Source organism: Acidaminobacter sp. QWL-03 (genome assembly GCF_058683855.1).
On record NZ_CM178752.1, the window covers coordinates 1404084 to 1428723 of the forward strand.

Annotated in this window: 21 protein-coding genes and 5 tRNA genes; 7 read left to right on the forward strand and 19 right to left on the reverse strand. The window is 50.0% G+C overall.

Features of this window, described 5'->3' with window-relative positions:
* Window positions 1-133: 133 nt before the first annotated feature.
* The 3 genes from AC4PHM_RS06415 to AC4PHM_RS06425 are packed head-to-tail and all read left to right on the forward strand — an operon-like array spanning window position 134 to window position 2611.
* Entirely contained in the window at window positions 134-826 is a 693-nt protein-coding gene (locus AC4PHM_RS06415) for a response regulator transcription factor (protein ID WP_492020072.1), read from the forward strand.
* Window positions 823-2229, forward strand: a complete 1407-nt coding sequence (locus AC4PHM_RS06420; protein ID WP_492020073.1) for a sensor histidine kinase — start codon at window positions 823-825, stop codon at window positions 2227-2229. The genes AC4PHM_RS06415 and AC4PHM_RS06420 overlap by 4 nt, the downstream gene beginning before the upstream one ends.
* A 52-nt stretch (window positions 2230-2281) precedes the next feature.
* Window positions 2282-2611 carry an SHOCT domain-containing protein gene (locus AC4PHM_RS06425; protein WP_492020074.1) on the forward strand — a complete coding sequence of 110 codons (330 nt, stop codon included), beginning with the start codon at window positions 2282-2284 and terminating at the stop codon, window positions 2609-2611.
* A gap of 136 nt (window positions 2612-2747) precedes the next feature.
* On the opposite strand, the gene AC4PHM_RS06430 is transcribed toward AC4PHM_RS06425, so the two are convergent.
* The 3 genes from AC4PHM_RS06430 to AC4PHM_RS06440 all read right to left on the reverse strand — a co-directional run bounded on the left by AC4PHM_RS06430 (window position 2748) and on the right by AC4PHM_RS06440 (window position 5025).
* Complete coding sequence (locus AC4PHM_RS06430; RefSeq protein WP_492020075.1) at window positions 2748-3320, reverse strand: GNAT family N-acetyltransferase; 573 nt, start codon at window positions 3318-3320, stop codon at window positions 2748-2750.
* A 96-nt stretch (window positions 3321-3416) separates the two neighbouring features.
* On the reverse strand, window positions 3417-4418 hold the full coding sequence (locus AC4PHM_RS06435; RefSeq protein WP_492020076.1) for a dipeptidase: 1002 nt from the start codon (window positions 4416-4418) through the stop codon (window positions 3417-3419).
* Between the two features lie 19 nt (window positions 4419-4437).
* Window positions 4438-5025 carry a nucleotidyltransferase family protein gene (locus tag AC4PHM_RS06440; RefSeq protein ID WP_492020077.1) on the reverse strand — a complete coding sequence of 196 codons (588 nt, stop codon included), beginning with the start codon at window positions 5023-5025 and terminating at the stop codon, window positions 4438-4440.
* Between the two features lie 427 nt (window positions 5026-5452).
* Between AC4PHM_RS06440 and AC4PHM_RS06445 the strand changes: the two genes are divergently transcribed.
* Both AC4PHM_RS06445 and AC4PHM_RS06450 read left to right on the forward strand, forming a co-directional pair.
* Window positions 5453-6382, forward strand: coding sequence for an EamA family transporter (locus AC4PHM_RS06445; RefSeq protein WP_492020078.1), 930 nt, complete (start codon window positions 5453-5455; stop codon window positions 6380-6382).
* 141 nt (window positions 6383-6523) lie between these two features.
* On the forward strand, window positions 6524-6676 hold the full coding sequence (locus AC4PHM_RS06450; RefSeq protein WP_330583762.1) for a rubredoxin-like domain-containing protein: 153 nt from the start codon (window positions 6524-6526) through the stop codon (window positions 6674-6676).
* A 146-nt stretch (window positions 6677-6822) separates the two neighbouring features.
* Here AC4PHM_RS06450 and AC4PHM_RS06455 read toward each other — a convergent pair whose 3' ends face one another.
* The 5 genes from AC4PHM_RS06455 to AC4PHM_RS06475 are packed head-to-tail and all read right to left on the reverse strand — an operon-like array spanning window position 6823 to window position 11205.
* The gene (locus AC4PHM_RS06455; RefSeq protein ID WP_492020079.1) at window positions 6823-7770 is read right to left on the reverse strand and encodes a DUF697 domain-containing protein; all 948 of its coding nucleotides are present in this window, start codon (window positions 7768-7770) and stop codon (window positions 6823-6825) included.
* 40 nt (window positions 7771-7810) lie between these two features.
* On the reverse strand, window positions 7811-8317 hold the full coding sequence (locus tag AC4PHM_RS06460) for a Fur family transcriptional regulator (RefSeq protein WP_492020080.1): 507 nt from the start codon (window positions 8315-8317) through the stop codon (window positions 7811-7813).
* A 29-nt stretch (window positions 8318-8346) separates the two neighbouring features.
* Window positions 8347-9171, reverse strand: a complete 825-nt coding sequence (locus AC4PHM_RS06465; protein WP_492020082.1) for a metal ABC transporter permease — start codon at window positions 9169-9171, stop codon at window positions 8347-8349.
* Entirely contained in the window at window positions 9168-10199 is a 1032-nt protein-coding gene (locus AC4PHM_RS06470) for a metal ABC transporter ATP-binding protein (protein WP_492020084.1), read from the reverse strand. The genes AC4PHM_RS06465 and AC4PHM_RS06470 overlap by 4 nt, the downstream gene beginning before the upstream one ends.
* A complete protein-coding gene (locus AC4PHM_RS06475) occupies window positions 10192-11205 on the reverse strand; it encodes a metal ABC transporter solute-binding protein, Zn/Mn family (RefSeq protein ID WP_492020085.1) in 1014 nt (337 codons plus the stop codon). The genes AC4PHM_RS06470 and AC4PHM_RS06475 overlap by 8 nt, the downstream gene beginning before the upstream one ends.
* A gap of 428 nt (window positions 11206-11633) precedes the next feature.
* On the opposite strand from AC4PHM_RS06475, the gene AC4PHM_RS06480 reads away from it, so the two are divergent.
* Window positions 11634-12374, forward strand: a complete 741-nt coding sequence (locus AC4PHM_RS06480) for a lysophospholipid acyltransferase family protein (protein ID WP_492020086.1) — start codon at window positions 11634-11636, stop codon at window positions 12372-12374.
* Between the two features lie 129 nt (window positions 12375-12503).
* On the opposite strand, the gene AC4PHM_RS06485 is transcribed toward AC4PHM_RS06480, so the two are convergent.
* The 3 genes from AC4PHM_RS06485 to carB all read right to left on the reverse strand — a co-directional run bounded on the left by AC4PHM_RS06485 (window position 12504) and on the right by carB (window position 17504).
* The gene (locus AC4PHM_RS06485) at window positions 12504-13619 is read right to left on the reverse strand and encodes an HAAS signaling domain-containing protein (RefSeq protein ID WP_492020088.1); all 1116 of its coding nucleotides are present in this window, start codon (window positions 13617-13619) and stop codon (window positions 12504-12506) included.
* The gene (locus tag AC4PHM_RS06490; protein WP_492020089.1) at window positions 13616-13969 is read right to left on the reverse strand and encodes a PadR family transcriptional regulator; all 354 of its coding nucleotides are present in this window, start codon (window positions 13967-13969) and stop codon (window positions 13616-13618) included. The genes AC4PHM_RS06485 and AC4PHM_RS06490 overlap by 4 nt, the downstream gene beginning before the upstream one ends.
* Window positions 13970-14282: 313 nt before the next feature.
* A complete protein-coding gene (carB, locus tag AC4PHM_RS06495) occupies window positions 14283-17504 on the reverse strand; it encodes a carbamoyl-phosphate synthase large subunit (protein WP_492020090.1) in 3222 nt (1073 codons plus the stop codon).
* 466 nt (window positions 17505-17970) lie between these two features.
* Between carB and AC4PHM_RS06500 the strand changes: the two genes are divergently transcribed.
* Entirely contained in the window at window positions 17971-19137 is a 1167-nt protein-coding gene (locus tag AC4PHM_RS06500) for a pyridoxal phosphate-dependent aminotransferase (protein ID WP_492020091.1), read from the forward strand.
* 87 nt (window positions 19138-19224) lie between these two features.
* Here the strand turns inward: AC4PHM_RS06500 and AC4PHM_RS06505 are convergent, their stop codons facing one another.
* The 8 genes from AC4PHM_RS06505 to AC4PHM_RS06540 form a co-directional block, all read right to left on the reverse strand.
* Window positions 19225-20595, reverse strand: coding sequence for a cobyrinic acid a,c-diamide synthase CobB (locus AC4PHM_RS06505; protein ID WP_492020092.1), 1371 nt, complete (start codon window positions 20593-20595; stop codon window positions 19225-19227).
* A 31-nt stretch (window positions 20596-20626) separates the two neighbouring features.
* Window positions 20627-22984 carry an N-acetylmuramoyl-L-alanine amidase gene (locus AC4PHM_RS06510; RefSeq protein WP_492020093.1) on the reverse strand — a complete coding sequence of 786 codons (2358 nt, stop codon included), beginning with the start codon at window positions 22982-22984 and terminating at the stop codon, window positions 20627-20629.
* Window positions 22985-23363: 379 nt separating this feature from the next.
* Window positions 23364-23849 (reverse strand): FtsB/FtsL family cell division protein, encoded by a 486-nt coding sequence (locus AC4PHM_RS06515; RefSeq protein ID WP_492020094.1) that lies wholly within the window; start codon window positions 23847-23849, stop codon window positions 23364-23366.
* 298 nt (window positions 23850-24147) lie between these two features.
* Window positions 24148-24224, reverse strand: a tRNA-Arg gene (locus tag AC4PHM_RS06520).
* Window positions 24225-24231: 7 nt separating this feature from the next.
* Window positions 24232-24306 (reverse strand) — tRNA-Cys (locus AC4PHM_RS06525).
* Between the two features lie 4 nt (window positions 24307-24310).
* Window positions 24311-24386 (reverse strand) — tRNA-Lys (locus AC4PHM_RS06530).
* Between the two features lie 49 nt (window positions 24387-24435).
* A tRNA-Gly gene (locus AC4PHM_RS06535) sits at window positions 24436-24510 on the reverse strand.
* Window positions 24511-24555: 45 nt separating this feature from the next.
* A tRNA-Tyr gene (locus AC4PHM_RS06540) sits at window positions 24556-24640 on the reverse strand.

The window sequence follows — 24640 nt, forward strand, 5'->3', positions numbered from 1 at the left end:
CGCTGCCAGCGACATCTGTCCAGACGTCCGGGACTAAAAATTGGCAAATTGAATCCTCAGAAGTCGCACATATTTCGCTCATAATTTCATGCTATAATCTAAACAAACCCTCAATCCCTGGAGGCGATTCAACATGAAATCCGAACTCATCCTCGTCGTCGACGACGAGCCCAGAATACTCGATATCGTCTGCGCCTATCTCGAAAAAGAGGGCTACCAGACCCGCCGCGCCACCCGCGGCCAGGAGGCCCTGGAGATTTTCCGGGAGGAAGAGGTCTCCCTGGTGATCCTGGACCTCATGCTCCCTGACCTCACCGGCGAGGAGATCTGCCGGCAGATCCGGCTTAAAAATAATACGCCCATCCTGATGCTGACCGCCAAGGTCGACCGGGACTCCATTGTCCAGGGCCTCAACCTGGGGGCGGACGACTATGTCACCAAGCCCTTTGACGGCAAAATCCTTGTGGCCAGGGTCAAAGCCCTGCTGAGACGTCAGTCTCATCAGGCAATTCCTGCGGAACAATTTATTTTTGGCGAGGGGCACCTCGAGGTCGACCTCGACCGCAAAACCGCTTCCCGCCATGGACTGGTCCTGCCTCTGACCCCCATGGAATTTGAAATTCTGGGACTGATGGCCCGGCATCCCGGCCGTCTCTTCTCCCGGGATGAGCTCATCATGCGCGCCATAGGCTATGATTATGACGGCAGCGACCGGACCATTGATGTCCATATCAAAAACATCCGTCAGAAAATTGATGATGTCGAGCACAAATATATCCGCACAGTTTATGGCCTCGGCTATCGCTTTGAGGGGGGCTCATCATGAAGCATACACTCAGAGGACGCCTGACGCGATTTCTGCTGGCCTCTGCCCTGGTCAGCGGCCTCACCGCGCTGCTCCTCACCAACGCGGCTCTATACGGCACCTTTTACAATTACAAGGAAGCCGTCCAGCTCCAAAGTGCCAGCGATTTTTCCGACTACGCCTCTCGTGTTTATCAGCTGAATGACGGCTGGACAGGTAAAACCCTGACCATGCTGCTGGCTTACCCGGGCACGGATGAATTCAGTTTCAGGATCTATGACACACAGGAGCTCATGGTGCTGAACAGCCAGCTCCGGGCGGATCGCGTCAGCTTTCATCAGAACATGATGCGGCGCATGGGCAGAAATGCCATGTTCTTTCAGTCCAGATTCTATGACGGTACAAACGTCGTTGAAGACATAATGGTGAACGGCGAAACCATTGGTAAGGTAGAACTTGTCTATCCGTCTACCTTTTCTGTTGACACGGCCGAGCTGGACTTTACTTCCGGCGTCAACCGCTCCCTTCTCATGTCCCTGGCTATTGCCCTCGGTCTTTCCGGGCTGCTGTCCGCCTATCTGTCCAAGCTGCTCTCCCGTCCCATTGTCAACCTCACCGAGGTCACGAAGAGCATTCGAAACGGACATTTTGGAAGGCGGGCTGAAGAACGGCAATCCGTCCGCGAGCTGACCGAGCTTTCCGGCGCGGTCAACGATCTGGCCGAGACTCTGTCTCACCAAAGCGAAATCAGAAAGCGACTGACCTCGGACCTGGCTCATGAGCTGCGGACGCCCCTGACCATTATCCAAGGCCAGCTGGACGCCATTTTGGAGGGTATCTTTGAAGCGACGCCCGACCGCTTGCTCGTCGCCCGCAGTGAAACCGAGCGCCTGATTGGCCTGGTGGAACGTCTCCGTGAGATTGCGGATCTGGAGGACGACGCCGTTCTGCTCACCTATGATGAGATTGACCTCAGCGTAATAGCCCGCGACGCCCTGACCCTCTTTGAAGCGGATGCCATGACCCGCGCTCAGACCTTAACCTCCGACATTGCCTCTTCTTTGCCGATGGTCGGTGACGCCCACCGCCTCAGACAGGTCTTAGTCAACCTTCTGTCCAACGCCGTTAAATACACACCGGACGGCGGTCGCATCCATGTGGAAACCGGAACCATCGGCAGCAGCGAAGCGTTTTTGAAGGTCTTCAACAGCGGGGCGGGCATCGCACCCGAGGATCTGCCATATCTCTTTGACCGGTTTTACCGGGCGGACGTGTCGCGTCACAGGGAGACCGGCGGCAGCGGCATAGGCCTGACCATTGTCAAACTGATCGTGGACGCTCACCACGGGCGCATTGAGGTTCACAGCCCGGCCGGGGAAGGGACGACCTTTACGGTCACGCTCCCGCTTCAGCCCCCTTCATAATTCCTACACATTCCTCCTTTATACTTAGGGTAAGTAAAGGAGGTGCATAGTAATGTTGTCATCCTGCTTCAACGCGTTCAGCAGCTTTAGAGGCGGCTATAACGGCTTCGGCGGCATGGGATCATTTCGGGATTTCAACCCAATGTGGATGATGGGCTTTGGGCTTCTCAGACTCCTGATCCTCGGCTTGATTATCTTTCTGGTCATTCGTTATCTCGTTCCGAAACTCAGGCGCACCGAACCGGCACCTCATGTCGGCGGCGCTGTCCCAGGCGGTACCGGCTCAGTCGATGGTGCTCTGGCCATCCTGAACGAGCGTTATGCCAAAGGCGAAATCGACTCAGAGGCTTATCAGACTATGAAAGAAAATTTATTGAAGTAACCAGCTAAACCGAGAAGAGGAAGGCAGCCATTAAACCGGGCTGCGCTTCCTCTTTTGTCTTTTGGAGTTTGTTTTGAAGTTCGTTTTGAAGTTCGTTTTGAAGTTTGTTTTGGAATTAGTCTTCAGTACAGGGTAGTCATAGGTCATCCTCAAAGCTTAGCTGCTGTTTCACTTGGTTGAATTCTGACCTCAGCAGCCCATACACCACATGATTGACATAGTGGTCATAGAGCCACTCATTTTGGCGAAGGATGCCTTCAATCCGGAAGGATAGCCGCTCAGGGATCGCCCTGGACTTTACATTTTTCTCTGCGCAGAACATCTCGATGCGGTTCAGCTTGAGGTCCTCGAAGGCCATTCTGACGACCGCGTTCGCCGAGCGCAGGATGAGCCCTTTGCCCTCTGAGGTTTTTCCAATCCAGTAGCCTATGTTGGCTTTCCTGTTTTCCCAGTCAATGTGCTGAAGCCCTATGATGCCGCATATTTTTTTGTTGTGTAGAATGACAAATTCGTAGCCAGTCTGCTGCAGCCGTTTACGATCTGACATTTCTATATAGCTGAGAACCGTATGAATGGTAAAGGGCTTCACCACCCACGGCAGCCACTGCTTCAAATGCTGTTCGTTGGCGAGTATCAGCTCCAGAACGGCCGTCGCGTCTTGCAGTTCAATGGGGCGCAGCATCAGCTCCCGGTTGATGATGAGTCTCATTTTAAACCTCCAGTCCATTGGAAGGCGGGATCGATAGTCATTAGCCGCAGACACCTTCTTCCTCCCGTTTTTTCCCGTTTAGCTGCAAACTTTAATTCAGCGCTGTTCCCTAAGACAATTCTTAAGCAATCTCACAAAATTGCCGCCTGCGATTTTCTCAATGTCACTTTCTTCGTAACCGCGCTGACACAGGTGATTCAATACCGAGGAAGCCTTTTCAGCGGTTTCGAGGCCCAAGGTATCCGCCGCAGTCGTCCTGGACAGTTCCGACACGCTGCCACGGATCAGATTTTCTTCAATATAGTCACAGAAATCATAACCGAGTCCAACGTGCTGCACACCTACCAGCGACACAACGTAGTCAATGTGATCCACAAAGCGCTCAATGGTTTGCTTTTTTGGATCGAGGTCTATAAAATCCCTGTAGCTGTTGATCCCAATGATTCCGCCGGTTGAGGCAATCCCTTTGATCTGCTCGTCGGTAAGGTTGCGCGCCGCGTCGCACAGGGTCCTGGCATTGGAATGAGAGGCGATCAGCGGCCTAGACGCTGCCGACATGACCTCCCAAAAACTCTTTTCGTTGAGGTGACTGACGTCCAGAAGGATCCCCATGTCTTCAATGCGCCTTACGGCTTTAATACCCAGGGCTGTCAGACCGCGGTCCGGGTCCTGTCTGACGCCGGTCGCAAGAGGGTTCGCCTCATTCCAGGTCAGTGACATGTGGCGAATGCCCAAATCATAAAGCCTCTCGAGGCCCCCAAGATCGCTTCCTATGCCACTTAGACCTTCCACGCCCCAAACCACAGGCATTTTGCCCAGGACGGCCGCAGCTTCGAAATCTGAAGCAGTTCTGACGAGGTGCAGCAGCCCCGAGGCTTCCTCCATTTCTTCCTGAGCCGCTCTGATTATTTCATCGAGTCTCTGCTTAGGATTTTGATCAAAAGGCGGATCAATCCACATGACGAAAATGCCGCCGCTGACACCGCCTTTTTTGAACTTTTCAAGGTGATGGTTTCGGAAGACTTCCGTCTCGCCTCGACTGCGTCGCACCACCACATCGCTCCAAATATCTGCGTGGCCGTCAAAGATAAACGTCATAGACAGGCTCCTCTCCAGGTTATGCCCCCGGCATTGAAATGTCAGGATTGTTCAGCAGGGCAACTATACGGGCTCTGACAGCTTCCGGCAGAGGCTGTTCAAGTGCTTTTTCCAGCCTGTAGGGCGCTTCTATGCCATTGGCGCCAAAATGATCCTCAATGAGCGCGACCTTGTTTTCTTTTCTGTCCATCAGCATATAGAGGACATACCAATCCTCCAGAGCTGCCATAGGCACCCCGACACCGTTCAAAATGGCGACCCGGTCGATGGCATCATGATCGAACTGATAGTGGTAAACCCCCTGATCGTGGGCAATGGCAAAACCAGCAATCAAATCGATTTCTACGCCGTTCACCTGGTACTCCCTAAAAAACGCCGTTTTGTATTTAGGATGATCCTGCTCCGGCGGCTTTGCAGCGAAGGGCTCCAGATACGCGTCCAGCTTCGCGGCGTCCTCCAGCTGTACCAGGATGTCGAGATCGTTCACGGTCGACGTGAGTCCATGCTCGTATAAGACCGATGAAGCGCCCGCAGCCCAAACGACACCAAGTTGGTTCAGTTGCGCTGCCAATTGGCTGAGATGCTCTGTCCATGCTGCAGCTTCCATTTTATTTCCTCCTTAGTTATTATTCCGGTGTTTGAATACTTAAATACTTTTTCTCCAAGTTGACTATTTTGAAGACTTTCAAAGCATTTTAAAATTTTGACTGCTCAAACACCGGAATAATGAGATCACAATGACAGGTCTTAACAGTTCTATGATATAATACTCTAATAAGTTTTTCATTAAAAAGATTCTTGTGGGCGCTGGTACCCTGTAAATTCTAAAACTATAACATGCAACTGCGGTAAAATTTCGAAGTGCAAGGCGGAGGAAGTAGCGATACTAGGCAGTATCGCGGATAACGACAACGCAGCAATGCGGAATTTTAACCTGTTGAATGTCGAGTTTTAGTGTTTACAGGGTACTAGAATACGACATTCAAAAGGCACCCACCTCTTATAGAATCACCCCCCTGAGGAGTCGTGCATCCATGTCAAAACCGAGCAATAAAGAACTTATCAACTGGTTGGCTTATCTGACGGTCTGTATCGTCTGGGGCTCAACCTACCTCGCCATAAAAATTGGCGTCACCGGCATTGCGCCGCTGTTTTTCACTGCCCTGCGCTTCCTGATCGCTGGCACTTTGATGCTTGGGTTTGCCATAGTGAGGGGCTATAAGTTCCCAACCCTGGCGAGGGAAGTTGTTCAGCATGGCATTGTCGGTCTGCTCCTGCTCTTTGGCGGAACTGGCTTTGTGGGCCTCGCTTCCAGGTACATCAGTTCTGGGTCCTCCTCACTGATTGTCGCTTCCTCCCCCTTGCTCATGGCCCTGTTTCAAATGGCCGTCTACCCCGAGATGCGAAAGACGGACTGGCGGATCTGGCTTGGCCTGGTGATTGGTTTTGGCGGTGTTGGACTTCTCATCGTGTCCGGCGGTGGTGAGATGAGTCTTGATCCCCGGGGTGTGGCCCTGGTTCTGGCTGCCGTGACCCTGTGGTGCGTCGGCACCATTTACTCCAGAACGGTCAAGCCCCAGTGTCATGTGGTGGTTCAAATCGGCCTGCAGATGCTGATCGCAGGCATAGGGATAATGATCGCCAGTTTTCTGTCCGGCGAGAATCATACCCTTCAGGTTTCCACATCAAGTCTGCTGGCACTCTTTTACCTGGTCTTTTTTGGCTCCATCCTGGCCTACAGCGCCTTCATCTACATCATCCAGCAATGGCCCCTTTCAAGGGCCAGCACTTATGCCTATATCAATCCCGTGATCGCGGTGCTCCTGGGCTGGCTGGTCCTAAACGAGCCTGTCACGCCGAGCATTTTGTTGTCTATGGTCGTCATTCTGTCGGGGGTCATCCTGGTTCAGAGCGTCAATACGCGTTCAAAGCCGGTTGCTGAGAAGACGGACAAAAGCGCTTGAGACCCATCAACAAGAATTTCTGCCGATGGTTGCGAAAGCCCCCATTGGCACAGCCTCGTAAATATCTTAGAATAAGAGTAGGGTCGCTGCTGTACCCAAGGGTTCAGCGACCGCAAAATACTGCACCGGGAGGGCTAAACCATGGAATATCTTTGCACCGTCTGCGGCTATCGCCATAAAGGGGACGAGCCCCCTGCCTTCTGCCCGATTTGTCAGGCAGATCACACTAAATTTGTTGAAATGACGCCGGAGAACGAAGAGAAGTATCATCACTTGTTTGTGGACGCGTTTTAAGAGCCTTATGAAGAAACCCGCAGCGGGCGCCGCTGCGGGTTTCTTTGCTTGGAAGGCGGGGGTTGGAAGAGGGTGTCAGACACCCTCTTCCAACCTTTTTTAGATAAGGAAGTTGGTGTCTGACACCAACTTCCTTCCATTTTTTTCTAAACCTCCGGCTCCCCTTCCACATCCTCAGCCGCCTTGCGGCCAAAGTTAAAGAAAGTTCCAAAGGACGGCTTCATCTTCTTCGCCAGCTGGTCCAGGGGCTTGCCCACCATGGACAGCATGAAGCTGCGCGTGTCGCGGCGCGCCTTGCGTCTCAGGTCCACATCGCTTTCGCCGGTATTGTAAAGGGTCCGCTCAAACGAGAGGATGGAAAGATAGCCATAGTAGTAGGTCATGTAACCATTGGCAAAGCCTTGAAGAATCGAGGACATGATAACATCCGCAAACGGGATCTTTCTCGTCAGTTCAAGGCTGCGGCTGCTGAGAATCTCGACGATTTCATCATCCAGACTTTCGAATAACCCGGTCACGGAAGCCTGAAGGACAGTGCTTCTGTAGTAACGCGCTATGTTGAGGAACGAGTCCCGCATCCTGAAGGATGTATAGATCTTGTGGATCATGCTGATGTTGAAGATCAAAATCATAACCGCGTCCAGAACAGAATTCTGGTTGGCCGCAACGACGGCAAAGCACTGGGTCGCGGAAGCGGCAGCGGCGGTCTTGGCCTCCGCGCTTCGTTTCCTGTAGTAGGCTTCCAGATACGCCTGAACTGCCTGCTCGTCCTCACTTTTTAGCAGCGCGTCCGCTTCAGAACGTTGAGCATCGTCCGTCAAATGACGTCTGACCTGCTTCAGCAGCTTTCGCTTTTGCTTCAGCGTCCCCCGCATGCTGACACTGAGAGTCTCCGGCGTTGGATACGCTTGCCAGCGCAAAATGGGCAGCAGCACATAAACGAGGAACAATATCCCCAGGACTGCGTAAAGCACGAGGTCCAGCCAGTCCACAATACCGTCCAGAAGCCGCCCCCAGGTCAAGACCTGATCCACGGCCAGGCTCAGCATGACCAGCACAAAAAAGGTTGCCACAGCGGTAATCAGCTTTTTCAATTTATCTCCACCTTTCCATGGGGAGGCTCTCGGCTGCAGTTTACAGCACGCAGAGCTCAGACTGGCACTTTGGGCACAAGCCGTATACTTCCAGTCTGTGACCTGTAATTCTATAGTTCGTGGATCTGGCCAAAGCATCTTCATAGCCGGCCAGCGGGCAGCCGGTAATGGTCATTCTGACCTTGCACCGGGTGCAAATGAGGTGATGTCCGTGCTCGTGACGGTTGAGCTCATAAACTGCCTTGTTCTCGTCTGCGCTGACGACTTTTTCAACGAGCCCCTTCAGTTCAAAGGCGTCCAGAATTCTGTAGACCGTGGAAAGGCTGATCGCGGCGGCCTCCTCCCGAAGGTTCAGGAAGAGCTGCTCGGCGGTTATGGGACCATCGGCTTTCTTTAACTGCTCTAAGAGGTCCAGGCGCTGGCGGGTCAATTTAATGCCGCAGCTTTCCAGCATCTCTTTATTCCCAGAGCTACTGCCGATGGTTCCCTGACCAGCCCCCGCCACAGCTTTCACACGCTTGCTTCCACTATCATTGTTTGGTTTCATCTAGTTTCACCTCTTCTCACGCACTCTGATCAGCGCCGCAAGGCTTTGATCAGTAAGGCCAGGGCGAAGGCAATGGCGTTCATGAGAACAATAACCGCGCCGGTAGGCAGATTGTAGGCAAAGGAGAGGAACACCCCCAGCACGACGCAGACCACCGAGATCACCGTCGCTATGAGAATGGTCATTCTGAAGCCCCTCGACACTTGCAGGGCGGTGACGGTCGGAAAGACAATCAGGCTGGAGATCAGCATGGTGCCCACAATTCGGATGCCTAGGGCAATGGTGATTGAGGTCAGCACAGCCAGCAGATAGTTGTAAAATTTCGTGTTCATGCCCACAGCTTGGGCATATTCCTCATCGAAAGTGACGGCGAACAGGTCGTGATAGAAAAACATGACGGTGACAATGACGACCAGGGACAGCGCCGCGGAGATTGCCACATCAAAGTTGCTGATGACCAGGATGCTGCCGAAGAGATAACTCATCAGGTCGACATTGAAACCCTTGGCCACGCTGGCAATCAAGACGGCCATGGCGATGGAAAAGGAGGATACCAGGCTGATGGCTGCGTCGCCGTGCATGCTGGCCTTTTCGCTCAGCTTCAGGATGAAAAACGAGGCGAGGATCACTATGGGAATGGAAACCACCAGCGGCGAGGCGGACAGCCAGAGGGCTATGGCCACCGTGGCGAAGCTGACGTGTGCCAGGCCGTCGCCAATCATGGAATACTTTTTCAGGACCAGAAAGAGGCCCAGCACCGAGGCGCTGATGGCGATCAGTGATCCGACCAGAAGTGCTTTGAGGATGAAGTCGTATTGGATGGCCTGCTGGATAGAATCGATAAAGGTCATCATGGCCGCGCCTCCTTGTCAGAGGAGCCCGTTTTAGTTGCCGATGATGCCTTCGACGCTACATTCCACGGTTCCGCTTGTGGGTCTTCTGGATAACCCTCATCGCTCTCATGGCTATGATCCATCGATTGGCCATGGGCGTGAACGTGGTCTACATGAATGTGTGGCGCGTGAAAGTGAAAGGTCGGCTTCGCCTCAGCCGACTCCTGCAGGTCATCATGCTGCCAGCAGAACTTGTGCTGGGACAGCGGCCCAAAGTAATGGGTCATGTCCTGGGAATGACAAAAATCCTCATAGGTCCCGAAGAAGACCACCGTCCTGTCCAGGTAGAGCATTTTTTTGGTGTATTGGCCTATGGAGCCTATATCGTGGGAGACCAAAAGTATGGTGACCCCGTCCTGCTCGTTGAGTTCTTTCAGGATGCTGTAAAAGTTCTCCCGTACTTTGGGGTCCAGGGCGCTGGTCGGTTCGTCCAGAATCAGCAGCCGCGGCGACGATACAAGCGCCCTGGCGAGCAGTACGCGCTGCTGCTGTCCCCCGGACAGATTGCCAATTTTTTTCTCGGCCAGGTTCCCAATCTTTAAGCGGCTGAGAATCTCATCCACTTTTTTGTAATCCTCCAGGCTCAGATGCTTTGGAAAACGCTTGGAGGACAGGAGTCCCATGGCGACGACCTCCCGTACTTTCGCTGGAAACAACGGATCACCGCTGATGACTTTCTGCGGCAGATAGCCGATGAACCGGTTGTCTCTGACCTCGCCGGCGTAGGAAAACTTCCCGCTGGAGGGAGTGATGAGTCCCAACATGGCTTTCATCAGCGAAGTTTTACCGGAGCCGTTTGGCCCGACGATACCGATATAATCCCCTGCTTCAACGGTAAAGCTCGCGTCCGTCAGGACCTCGTGCCTGCCATACTTCAGTGTGATATTGTCCGCTCTGAGGATGATGCTTTTGAGATGACCTGATTTCAGGGGTTGTTCAGCGTTTAAAGATTGTACGTTATTATGGTTGACTATGTCAGGATTATTCACTGTATCCCATCCCCAACTTCAATTTTTCAAGATTCTGCTGCATGAGCTCCAGGTAGCCTACGCCGCTTTCCAGTTCTTCCTTCGAGAGATTGTGTGCGCCGTGGAGCAGGACCATTTCAGCGCCGGTTTCCTGGGAGACTAACCTTGCAATCTTCGGATCAACAAGCTCTTCATAATAGATAACCTTAAATTTCGCCTGATCCATAGCGTCGATCAGATCCGCGATTCTTTTGGGTGTCGGTTCCGCATCCGGGGAAAATCCGTCATAGGGCGACACAGTGGTGAGTCCGTAGGCTTTCGCGAAATAACCAAAGACGAAATGTCCGCCGTAATAAATAGTCTGCGTTTCAGATTTCGCGAACAGATCCTTGAACGCCAGGTCGAGAGCGGTCAGTTCCGCCAGGTAAGCTTCAGCATTTTCTCTAAAGATGGCTTCGTTTTCCGGTTCAATTTCAATCAAGGTTTCCAGCAGTGTAGTCACCATGATTTTGGCGTTGTTGGGATCCAGCCAGATATGGGGATCATAGGCGCCCTCTTCATGGGCGTCGTCCCCCTCTGCTTCACCTTCGTGTGCGTCGTCCTCTTCAGTTGCGGCTAAAAGTGTGATGTCCTTACTCAAGTCAACTATTTTAACCTCTGTCCCATTTAAATTACCAATTATTTTGGCAGCCCAGGGTTCCATGACCTCGCCGGTGTAAAGAAAAGCGTCTGCTTCCATGATCCCCGCGATATCCTTTGGGGTCGGCTCATAGGAATGGGATTCCACGCCTGGCGGTAAAAGCAGTGACACCTCGACCAAATCCCCGGCGATCACTCTGATAAAATCATACTGCGGGAACAGCGTTGCAACCAATTTGGGCTTTTCGGCAGACTCTGATACTTCAGGTGTTTCGGGTGCCGGTACCCCTGCTGAAGCTTCAGGCTCAGATGTTCCACAGGCAGTGAAAATCAAGGCCGTCAGAAGGATTATGCCTGTTGCCAGGCGCGATTTTATAAGGTTTGTCATTTGGTCTCCCTCGTTTCTGTTAAATGGCTTTTTTAGTTGCGAATCATTCGCATTTGCATTTACATTATATACCTCACATGTGATATTTTCAAACGTCCTACGCTAATTTTTTCTTGAGTGACGCGGACAGAATTTGAGTTGGTGACGCGGACAGAGTTTGTTTTGGTGCCAGAGCTTGCGAGAATGTTTCTCAAAGTGACCATCGGCAAACTTCTCTGGCATTAAGGTTTAGCATTAATGGTATAGCATTAATTCCGCTTATTCGAACAAGGTTCCTCTTGTTTACATTGGCAGAAACGGGTATATTTAATCTTAGGCTGGATTTTTCTTCGTACACCGGCACTCCCTGTCATGCTTCGCCTGTTGACATGGCTTTCTGAATTTGAAAGCTACACGGGCATTCATGATCTCAACGAAAGGTCGATTCTATGAGAACATTAATATGGTATCTCTATTTTGGAATATCGCTGCTTGAAACGCTGCCTGAACTGTCAAAAGCCAGAAAGCTGGAGGCTGCGGGTGAAACTGAAGCTCTGGATCAAATGGCCTTCAAGCGTGCCCGAATCTGGTCCCAGAATCTCGTTAGAAAAACAGGAAGCAAGGTCACCGTCACCGGTGCCGACAACCTTCCTGCCAACGGCGCCATCCTCTTCGTCTCGAATCATCAGTCGCACTTTGACATTCCACTGATTTTGGGTTACGTCCCTGCAGACCTTGGTTTTGTTGCGAAGATCGAAATGCTGAAATTCAGGATCGTCAATGAGTGGATGAAGTACATGCACTGCATCTTCATGAATCGTGATGACGTGCGGCAAGCTATCAAGGTAATCAATGAGGGCATTGAGGTTTTAAAGGCCGGATATAATCTGGTACTCTTTCCCGAGGGGACCCGCAGCCTGACGGGTGAGCTTTCTGAGTTCAAACCGGGCGGCATGCGGCTCGCTGTCAAATCCGGGGCTCACATTGTGCCTATCGTACTGCACAACGCGAAGGATATCATGAAAAAAGGCAGCATCAGCATCCACCCGGCAGAAGTGGAAATTCAGATCCTGCCTCCTGTCGAGCTTCAGGAAGGCGACCATAAGGATTCCATAGCTCTTAGCCAGAGAGTCCATGCACAGATTGAAGCGGCGCTGAACGAAAAAAAAGCCGTCAAGCAGACGACTTAATTCAAAACACGACAAAAGAAGCCGCGGCGTATACAAGGTGTTTTCAGGTCACCTTCCATACGCCGCGGCTTCTTTTTATTTTGAAGTGTCTCGAAATCGTTCATCCCGCTCGCCGAGCACTCTCGCGGATCACACCACCTTGGATTTAACAGCGTAATACGCCTGTTTGATGACTTCCACCGCCGTCCCCAGAATGACAATGACCATTAAAATCTTCAGATTCAGCATACCAAGCTTCGTAAGTCCTGACAGATCGACGCCATATTGAACCAAGGCCGTTTTAATGCCTTCCGTATTAAACACAGCGGGATTCTGGATCAAAGCTATAAAGATGCCCAGTCCCAAAAGGCTGACAAGAATCTTGACCAAGCGCTCTGCGAATCCCCAGCGGCCTTTTTGAATCAGTCTCACGTGCAGCAGAGCCTCCAGGATCCAGACAAAGTTGTAAAACATCACATAAGCGCTGAGAATGGCGACGTTGAACAGTGGAATGCCCACCCATTTTGCAGCGGCGTCATCAAAGAAATAAGCGCCAATTTTATCCGGATAAACGTTGAAGACCAACAAAGCAAGGCCTATGAAAACCAGAGATACAACACTGTCAGAAATGCTGACGCGGTCAGTGGAAGCAGGTACGACGGGGAGCTGGTCCGCAGACCAGGTTTTTGCCTGTTTTACTTTGGCCTGTTTGGATTTTCCTTCACGTGGGGCTTCTGTTTCCCTAAACGCCCCTTCAATTTCCCTGCCCGCTTGGCGCAGTTCTTCTGCGGCCTTTGAATGGCTGAATTCCTGACCCGCAGTCGTATATTGAATCACTGCAAAGATAATGGTGATAGTTCCGACCAGACTTATAGCTGCTGACCAAAGGGTTCCGAAGTAGCTTATGATGATTTCTATTAGTCCCTTCTCAGTTGGATCCCCTTGCAAGGCCGATATGACCAGCGCAATGGTTAACCCAAAACCTACGGCAGCACCAACAATTTTAAGAATCATCCAATATAAATCGATCAGTTCCGGGCCAATCAGATAGCGCTTTTGCGGCATGTATTCGGCCGCGACTTTTTCAGGATCTCCAAATTCGTTAAGCAGCTCAAGTACATCCTGCTCCGTGGCGTCGCGGCCTTCCAACCGTTCTTCCAAGGCATCCATCAGATTTGAGCGCAGCTCCCGCTCAATGTCCTCTCTCATGGATTTAGGGAGTCTTCGCGTCACAGCATAGAGGTATCGGTCCATCCAAGTCATCATTTTGACGCCTCCTCATTTTCAAGTGAAAGCATAAGATTCATGGTTTTGACAAGCTCGTTCCATTCTGTTTTTAGGGCTTCAAGGGCCTCACGACCCGAATCGCTGAGCTGATAATATCGTCTCGGTCTTGGATCCTCAACCTCCCAGTTGCTTTCGAGCAAGGATTGCTTTTCCAGCCGTCGAAGCAGAGGATACAAAGTGCCCTGATCTATAGTCATGCCATTGTCGTTGAGCTTTTGAACCAGCGAGTAGCCGTATTCCGGCGCGTGTAGCTGGCTGAGCACCCCAATGACCAGGGTTCCACGGCGAAGTTCCTGCATCAGATTTTGAATCGCATCATTTTGCGTCACTTTGACCGCCTCCTTATGATCTTATTATACTATACGATGCACACTATTGTCAATTATTCAATATTAAACTTAAGTCATCATTAATACTTTCATAATAATAAAAAATAATGACTTAAGTCACATCAATGGCTTGAATTCTTCCATTTTAGCTGCTTCCTTGACTTCAACCGAAATTCAGCACCATGAAAAAAGCAGGGGCATTCAATCCCCTGCTTTCTTTGTATTTATTATCAATAATGAACATTTAAATGTTTTAGTGTTGCAATTTCATTACCGTCCGCGTCCCCAATTCAAAACCTGTCCGCTTCCCCAACTACTTGATGTCCGCGTGATACTCCTGCAGCGACTTGAGCTTGTAGCCTCCCGCGCCATTTGCTTTGAAGGCTGCTATGCCCTTCGCGCAGGCCATGCCGGCCGTCAGCGTCGTCACATATGGCACCTTGTGCTTGATTGCTGACTTTCTGACATAGGAGTCATCAATCTGGCTAACCTTGGAAGCCGGCGTATTGATGATGATCTGGATTTCCTTGTTGGCAATGCCGTCCGCAATGTTTGGGCGACCATCACTCATCTTGTAGATCAGCTCGGACTCGATCCCGTGCTGGGCGAGGAACGCCTTAGTGCCGCTGGTCGCTTTCACCGTAAAACCAATCTCAATGAAGGCCTTGGCGACCTCAATGGCATCCACTTTATCCTTGTCATTGACGCTGATCAGAACGCAGCCCTGCGTTGGAAGCATCAGGTTCGTCGCTTCATAACCCTTGAAGTATGCCATGCCAAAATTGTCCGCCATACCAAGGACTTCGCCCGTGGAACGCATTTCAGGGCCGAGTACCGGGTCAACTTCAGGGAACATATTGAACGGGAACACCGCTTCTTTGACGCCGAAGTGAGGGATTTCGCTTGTTTTCAGATCCTTGACGCTGGACTCGGCGCCGGTGAAGTTGGCCATCATGAGCTCAACCGCAATTTTCGCCATAGGAATATTGCAGATCTTCGAAACGAGCGGTACCGTTCTGGATGCACGCGGGTTCGCTTCAAGAACATAAACCTTGTCATCAGCGATCGCGTACTGCATATTCATGAGACCAATAACATTAAGGGACTTGGCAATTTTCTTCGTATACTCAACAATCGTGTCCAGGTTCTTCTGAGAAATGGTCATTGGAGGAATGACACACGCTGAGTCGCCAGAGTGGATCCCCGCCTGCTCTATATGCTCCATGACAGCCGGCACAAAGGCATCCTTGCCGTCCGCAATGGCGTCCGCTTCAGCTTCAAGGGCGTTGTTGAGGAATCGGTCGATCAGAACCGGACGCTCCTTGGTAATGCCCACAGCCGCTTCCATGTAGCTCTTCATTTGCTCTTCTGTATAAACCACTTCCATGCCTCGACCGCCAAGAACGTAAGATGGGCGCGCCATGACCGGGTAACCAATCCCGCCAGCCACTTCCAAGGCCTCTTCCACAGTTACCGCCATGCCCGCTTCCGGCATTGGAATTTCAAGCTCTTCCATAATCTTTTTAAACTGGTCGCGGTCTTCCGCCAGGTCAATAGTAGCAGGCGTCGTGCCAATGATTTTGACCCCTGCCTTCTCAAGCTCCCCTGCAATGTTAAGCGGCGTCTGACCCCCAAACTGGACAATGACACCCAGCGGCTTTTCCTTCTCGTAGATGCTGAGCACGTCTTCAACCGTCAGCGGCTCAAAGTAGAGCTTATCTGACGTATCGTAGTCCGTCGATACTGTCTCAGGGTTACAGTTGACAATAACCGTCTCATACCCCAGGTCACGCAGCGCGAAGGCCGTATGGACGCAGCAGTAGTCAAACTCAATGCCCTGACCAATGCGGTTCGGGCCGCCGCCGAGAACCATGACCTTCTTGCGGTCGCTGGCCGTCGTCTGATCTGGCGCGTTGTAGGTGGAGAAATAATAGGACGCGTTTTCTACGCCGCTGACCGGAACCGCTTCCCAGCCCTCAACGACGCCAATCGCTTTTCTCTGCTCGCGAATATCCGCCTCAGGCACGCCAATCAGCATCGCCAGGTAACGGTCCGCGAAGCCATCCAATTTTGCCCGTTTCAGGAGCTCATCCGGCAGTTTGCTGCCCTTGTAAGTCAGAACCTCTTCCTCAAGCACCACCAGCTCCTTCATCTGCTGAAGGAAATAAGGCTTGATATACGTCTTCTTGTACAGCTCCTCTATGTCCGCGCCTTTTCGAATCGCTTCGTAAAGGATAAACTGACGCTCGCTGGACGGTTCAGCCAGCATGGACATCAGCACGTCCAGGCTCAGCTCGTTGAAGTTCTTTGCGTAGCCCAGCCCATAGCGGCCAATTTCAAGGGATCGAATGGCCTTCTGCATGGCTTCCTTATAGTTTTTGCCGATGCTCATAACTTCCCCAACCGCGCGCATCTGAGTGCCGAGTTTGTCAATGGCACCAGGGAATTTTTCAAACGCCCATCGAGCGAATTTGATGACGACATAATCACCATATGGCTCGTATTGATCCAGGGTCCCTTTTCTCCAGTATGGAATCTCATCCAGGGTCAGACCCGCGGCAAGCATCGCAGAAATGAGCGCGATTGGGAAGCCCGTCGCCTTGGAAGCGAGCGCCGATGATCGCGACGTCCTAGGATTGATCTCAATGATAACGAAACGCTCCGTCTTAGGATCGTAAGCGAACTGAACGTTAGTGCCGCCAATAACCTCAATCTCCTGGACGACTTTGTAAGCCGCCACCTGAAGGCGCTTCTGAAGATCCTCGCTGATCGTCAGCATAGGCGCTGAGCAGAAGGAGTCGCCCGTGTGCACACCAACTGCATCGATATTCTCAATGAAACAGACCGTAATCATTTGATTCTTGGCGTCACGTACGACTTCGAGCTCAAGCTCCTCCCATCCCAGCACGGACTCCTCGACGAGAATCTGACCCACCATACTGGCCGCGATGCCTCGGTTCGCAATGGTTCTGAGTTCTTCGATATTGTAGACCAGACCGCCTCCGGTGCCGCCCATGGTGTATGCAGGTCGAATGACGACCGGATAGCCGAGCTCATGAGCGATTTGCTCTGCTTCTTCAACCGTATAAGCCGGCATGCTGCGAGGCATATCAATACCAAGTCGGTTCATAGCCTCTTTGAATGCAATTCGGTCTTCACCGCGTTCAATCGCGTCAATCTGAACGCCAATGACCTTGACGCCGTACTTCTCAAGAATACCTTGCGCACTGAGCTCCGAGCACAAGTTGAGCGCCGACTGCCCACCGAGGTTAGGAAGCACCGCATCCGGGCGTTCTTTCTCGATGATCTCTGTCAGGCGCTTTACATTCAGCGGCTCAATATAAGTCACATCTGCGGTTTCAGGATCTGTCATAATAGTCGCTGGGTTTGAGTTCACCAGAATGATTTTATATCCGAGGTTTCTGAGCGCTTTACAGGCTTGAGTCCCTGAATAGTCGAATTCTCCGGCTTGTCCGATCAAAATCGGGCCTGAGCCAATGATCAAAATGCTTTCAATGTCAGTACGTTTTGGCATGATTTACCTCCTGAGTATTTCGGCACGCCAATCTTAATTATGCGCACGCCTGTATATTTATTTACTATTTTACAAAAGACCTCAGCAAATTGCAACCGTTTTTGTTGCTCATCGACATAGTTTTTTTAATGATACATCTATTTAGATTCAATTACAAATGCTGTTTAGAAAAGAAATTTGAGAATCGTGTGAAATCAAATTGTCTAAGCCTCCAGAAAAGCGTAGAATGGTCTTAGTACACATTAAATACTGTTGTAAAACCCATTGTGTTTCCACGAAATTCACGTAGAGTCACCGGATCAATGATCAGAATTTTAAGGATTTTACGCTTAACAGCCTACTATGCATCACAAAGCATAAAAATCCTAAAAAGAGAACGTTGCATTTATCCGCTGTTTCCTGCTTGAATCCACTTTCCTTAACAGCTGACACTGCACACTATTCCCCCAACTGGAGGCGATCCCCTTTGAAAACCCTGTCAGAAGTCGTCCAGCATTACCCAGCATCCGGAATCAGAAAGATGTTTGAACTCGCCGCTCAATACGAGGACGTTATTAGTCTGACCGTCGGCGAACCTGTCTTTGATACGCCCGTCTTCATTAAAGACGCGGCAAAAAAAGCCATGGACGAAAATAAAACTCACTACGTGGGTAACGCTGGCATCCTGTCACTTAGAAAAGCCATTGCTGAAAAGTACTCAATACAGTTGAATGTCCCTCACACAGAGGATCACGTCATGGTTGCCTTTGGCGGTATGGAGGCCATTTTGCTCTCACTTATCTGTGTTGTCAATCCCGGGGATGAGGTATTAATCCCTGATCCGGGTTATCCAAATTATGCAGGTCAGATTCGCCTCCTCGGCGGGATCCCGGTCCCGGTACCGGTCTATGAGAAAAACCAGTTTTGCATTCAGGCGGAGGATATCGAGGCCGCCATCACCGAAAAAACCAAAGCTATGATCTTAAACTCTCCAAGCAATCCTTTGGGGGCAGTCATCCCCTTTGAGGGCATGAAAAAAATCGCGGAAGTTGTAGAGCGTCACGACCTGTTCGTGGTGTCAGATGAAGTATATGAGACGATTGTCTATGATGACGCCCGCCATCACAGCCTTGCCGAATTCGACCGCATCCGCGAAAATATCCTGATCGTCAACAGTTTTTCAAAGACCTATGCCATGACCGGCTGGCGCATTGGGTACGTCGTGGGCGATCCTCGAATCATTTCCAATATGCCTAAGCTTCAGGAAGGCATTGCATCCTGTCTGCCTGAGTTTATCCAGGCCGCTGCAGCGGAAGCCATTGAAAAAGGGGATCTCGACATCAGCGAGATGCGCGCCCAGTACACAGCGAATCGCAATCTCGTTCTGGAAGAGCTGGCATCAATCCCCGGGATCACCTGCCACACCATAACCGGCACCTTTTACGCCTTCGTCAACATCAAAGCCTTCGGCAAATCCTCCCAGGCATTCGCTGAAGATCTGATTCACCACGCCAGAGTCCTCACTGTACCAGGCTCTGCCTTTGGCGCCATGGGAGAAGGCTATCTCAGGCTGGTCTTTGCCGGCTCGGAGAACATGCTTCGCGAAGCCTTCAGACGCATACGGACCTACGTTGAAACGCTCAATATCATTTGAAGAATTCATAGAATGAAAAAGGGTCGGAGCAGGGTGTGGGCAGTCGGTCAAAACTGACTGCCTCAGGCACCTTGCGCCGTCCCTTTATTATTTTTTGTCCGTGCAGAATTCCAAAAACCTCACCATCAGCTCTGGGCGGCTGCCATAATGCAGATGAGGATAGCCGGCAAACAAAGTCTCCGAGAGGTTCACACAGTGCCAGCTGCGCTGCTTCTTTTCGACGAAAAACCCGTCGCCGTTGTGATCGCTGTCCGAATAATGAAACTCGTGGACAGGAATTTCAGCACCGGTCTCACACAGGAGATTATCCTTCAGCGCCTTCATTTTAGCGTAGCCAAAACGAACCAGATGATTCAGCATTTTGGATTCGCCCTCAATCGCCCCCACCACGGCGTGTCGCTGGCCTTCAGCGTCTTCCATGGTCTCAAGCAGATACATAAAGCCGCCGCACTCCGCCAGTGTTGGCAGATGATTTTGAACAGCACGCCTTATGCTCTCCAGCATGGAGGTATTGCGAGATAACTGTTCCCCATAAAGCTCAGGATATCCGCCATAAAGAATCAGTCCCTGCAGGTCCTCAGGCAGCTCAGAATCCTCCAGCGGCGAGAAAAAAGCGAGTTCCGCGCCAAGGGCTTCCAACAGATCGAGATTGTCCTGATAGAAAAAGCAAAATGCTTTATCCCTGGCCACGCCAATTCTGATTTTGGAGTCAGAGGGCCTTCGAACAGACTGCCATAAATCCGTCCATTCCATTGCCTCTGCTACGTTTGCGAGTTCGGTCAATCCATCCAGGTCTATAGAGCGCTCCGCGGCTTCAGCGAGTCTTTGAATTTTGTTCTGCAGATCCGCGATTTCGTCCGCTGTGACAAGACCTAAGTGCCTGCTGCCGATGGTCGCTTCCTCAACCATCGGCAAATAACCATAAACCCGGATGCCAAGCTGAGACTCGATCATATCTTTGTAATACGCATACAAACCCTCTGAGCACTGATTCAAAATGACCCCCTGGATCAGATTGGGTCTGAAATTCAAATAGCCCTGGATCAGCGCCGCGAGGGAAAGCGCCATTCCGTCTACTTCCACAACCAGGATTTCAGGCGTTCCTGTCAGCCTGGCGAGATGATTCGACGATGCCTCATCCGAGGTCATGCTGACGCCATCATACATCCCCATAACGCCCTCTATAATTGATAGGTCCGCATCCCGTGCTGACCTGGCGAAAAGGAAACGAACCCCCTCCTCCCCGCTTAAAAATATATCGAGGTTGCGTGATTTAACGCCAATCACACTTGTATGAAACATTGGATCAATAAAATCAGGGCCGCATTTAAAGCCGGCGACGCGGTTGCCCCTCAGCTGCATAGCCTTCATTACGGCGCAGGTGACTGTTGTCTTTCCGGAGCCGCTGCCTGTCCCGACGATCATAAAGCGCGGCAGTCTACTTTTTTGAACTTCCATGGCACACCTCATTCAAGCATCTTGTCTGGTTCTATCTGGTTGTTGGGAATCGGTTGAAGACGGTTTCAGTCGCCTGATAAATGCCCTCAGCGACACGCTTCTGAACCTCAGGGTTCGTCAGCTTCGCCAGATCACTTGGATTCGTCATGAACCCGAGCTCCAAAATTATTGCAGGCATTTTCGTATGCCTCAGAACATACAAGCCATCTCGCGGCTTCAGTCCCCGGTCTGCAACCTCCACTATTGGAAGCAGTGTGTCATGGAAAATCTTTGCGATTGAAATTGAACTCAATTTCGACGTCGATCCGCCTGGCATATAGAGTGTTTCCATCCCCTGAAATGACGAAGTATTCATGGCATTGTTATGAATGCTGACAAAGATGTCAGCCTCCAGCGTATTGGCAAGATCCGTCCTGTACTGAAGACTCTTGTTGACGTCAGAGGTTCTGGTGTAATACACCTTATAATCCTCAGAGCCTTCAAAGAGGGATTTGACATAATTTGAGACCTTCAGGTTGATGGACTTTTCATGTTCGCCGCCTGCCACCGCACCTGGATCTGTCCCGCCGTGACCTGCGTCTATTACTATAATTTTGTCATAGAGCGCCTTGGGTTTATAGCCTGCGATCACTATGCCCTTGGCGGTCACTTCCAGCTTGTACTCGTAATACTCCAGCTGTTTGATGACAATCCGCGATCTTCCATCCGGATCCTGCTTCAACTCAATATTATCAATAGCTCGATCATCCACGACCAGCTTCCCGCTTCCAAAACTATCGGAAACATCCTCCGGCAGTATGAAGGTGTAGGTCATGTTCTCGTAGTCGTCAATCACTTCGATTTGCGATTTGTCAAAGCTCAAGTTTCTCTGACTGAAGCGAATCATTGGATTTGTGTCACTGCTCGCATATTCGAAGCTTTTCAGCCCTGTTTGAGTAAATTGAATCCAGGTTTCAGAACCGTTCTGGATCACCTCATAATTTGCTGTACCGTCCATAACGGCTACAACGCGGGTTGTAACGGCGTTGTATTGGTCTGTTCTGATTCCGGTTACGAATTGTCCGTTCGCCGACGCTTCCCTCCAGCCGATGGAAGACTGCGTACCCACGAGATCAATTACCACCCTGTCCGGATCCGACATTCTGAAGGTCTTGACACTCGTTGGCGCCATTCCAGCGACCCGAATAAAATCTCCGAGGTGACTCTGTCCCAACTCAATGGTGTGAATGGTCTTAGGCTCAAATTCTACGATCAGACTTTTTCTGTCTTCGCTTAAAGTGACGAAACATCTTTCATTATTACTCTTTAAGTCAAGGACTACTCGCGTCGTCATAGGGTCAGTGTTATATTGACTGGTTCGGTATCCGACAGCCACAGGGTTGTCTTTATAGGTCACCTGTGAGAGCCCATTTTGTGCGTTTATTATATCCAAAACCAACTTCTTGTCCATGGTTTGTATATCAACGTCAGAAAAAGGGCCTGATGCTGTTATTTCAAATCTCGGAGCTGACTTATTCAATGAGTACTTCAGAGATAGGATCTTCACAACTTCGCCTTCAACAGCATCTAAGTCCACTTCCACCTCGGGCATTTTCAATGTGATTGCGTTATTGGGATTACCATCCGTCCAAAGAATTGGATTTCGTTTTAACGCAGTGGGCAACGACTTCATACTGCTGCCTGTCGTTAATATGAAATTGCTGTTGGTACTTACGGCATCATCAATATCTGAATCATAACTCGGAAGTGGCTCAGCTTCAGGTTCTTTTTCCGGTTCTGGCTGAGGCTGGGGTTGAGGGACAGGTGTCGGAACCGGTTCTGGTTCAGGTGTTGGAAGTGGTTCAGGTTCAGGAACAGGTTCACTTTCAGGAGCGATGATCGCGGCTGTATAAGTTTGAGGGTCCCATGCGACTTCATAACCCAGCGTTTCTGAAACGAACCTGAGTGGAATCATAGTCTTGGCATATTGCTTACTCATGTCTCTAATGAGTTTAGGGACAACCTTGACGTTGTCCGGATCAATTTGCTTCTTCTCACCGTTGACATAAGCAACGTTACTATTGATGGCAACAACGATTGTGTTGCCGTTGTAAGACACTGTTACTTCCTTTTTTTCGTGGTTCCATTCCACCTTTGCACCAAAACCTTCGCTTTCAAAGACTTCCTTGATTGGAACCAACGTTCTTCCTTCAAGGATGATGGCGGGCATATCGCCAATGGCGATCCCCTCATCCTTTACTTCAATGGTAACAGTCCTTGCGGTATAATCCTGTACTTTTCCATCAACCTCTATTTTAAATCCTGATCTCGCTTCTCCAGCCATCGATGGTTGGACAACGCCAAGCAGCACAACAATCATAAGTAACCAAACGGTCCACAACTTTCTCATCTGTCTTAAAACCCCTTTCGTTGCTTAGTTACAGTTATTATTCCATACAACACTATTATACTCATATTTAATTTGCCAGAGGGGGCTGCAGTGTAATTGTAATTATGTTTTAATGTCACTGCCACGAGATTGTAAAGAAAATGCAAGTAAGTAACGCAAATGTTTAGACGCCTATGTCTTAGCTCTGGTTCCATTAGACTTAGGCCTATTTCAAAGACAGCTTCCTGGAGATCACCCGTTTTAAAAGCAATTTCTGTTTATGCTTCAGTAAGATATGAATTTACTGATTTATTACTGCCAATTAATTGAAAAGGTGCGGTTTTGCTATGACATGGTCATAACAAAACTGCACCTTTTACAGTTTCGGTAAAAGAAATATTCAATTCAATTTCGCTGCAAATGCCAGACCCTTCTCAACTACTGCCATTTGGCTGTCATCCTCTAAGTCATCCAAAGTATAATTCCAGTTTGATGCAACATGGACGACTTGATTTGACTCAGGGTATTGCATCTTCAATTCATTTAAAGCAACTGATTCTACATGATTGAGCGATACTGCATTGTCGATGTGAGCTCTCAATTCTTCCACTTCAAGCTGCATGTCTCGAATCTCATTATGTAAAATATGAATTTCATATTTAGCCTGGTAGATCGCTGCACTGCGAATCACAACACCGGAGAATGCCAGGCATAGAACTGCACATATCGCAATAATTTGAATAGCAGCATTTAAACGCCTGGTTTCATGTCGCTGACTTAACTCAGTCTCATAACGCTTCTGTGCTTCTTTCATATTCTTATCAATGACGTATTTCCAATAATCATCATAATAAACAAAGTCCTGTTGAGTTTTGTAATCTGACAATGTCAAGCCTCCTTCAGAATCTATCTGGAAAAAGAAGCGTGGGGCTATATTACGATTGATTTAATCAAGTTATAAAGGTTATAAAGTTTTCAGAATGGTAATATTTAGTTATTATTGTCATTTTTGTTATTTTGTGTCTACATTTATATTTTATCACATTTATAGATATAAAAGCAATTTATTAATTGGAAATTATAAAAAAAAAAAAGAGAAACTCGGTGTCAGACACCGAGTTTCTAACATTAAAAAACATCAAGGCCCCCGATTTCTCGGAGGCCTTGATGTACGTGTTTTTTAATGGTGCGCCCGGAGGGATTCGAACCCCCGACCTTCTGATTCGTAGTCAGACACTCTATCCAACTGAGCTACGAGCGCATATTTTTGGAGGCGCCACCCAGATTTGAACTGGGGAATAGAGGTTTTGCAGACCTCTGCCTTACCACTTGGCTATGGCGCCAGATTGGTGACCCATCCGCGGCTCGAACGCGGGACACCTTGATTAAAAGTCAAGTGCTCTACCGACTGAGCTAATGGGTCATGTTCATTCGCAACTACTAGGCGCCTAGTAGTTACGTCTGAAATTCATTGGAGCGGAAGACGAGATTCGAACTCGCGACCCTCGCCTTGGCAAGGCGATGCTCTACCTCTGAGCCACTTCCGCATAGATTTGATGATTCGGTACACTATGAACCTATTTAAAGTACTTTGGTGGGGGGAGAAGGATTCGAACCTTCGAAATCGTAGATAACGGATTTACAGTCCGTCCCCTTTGGCCACTCGGGAACCCCCCC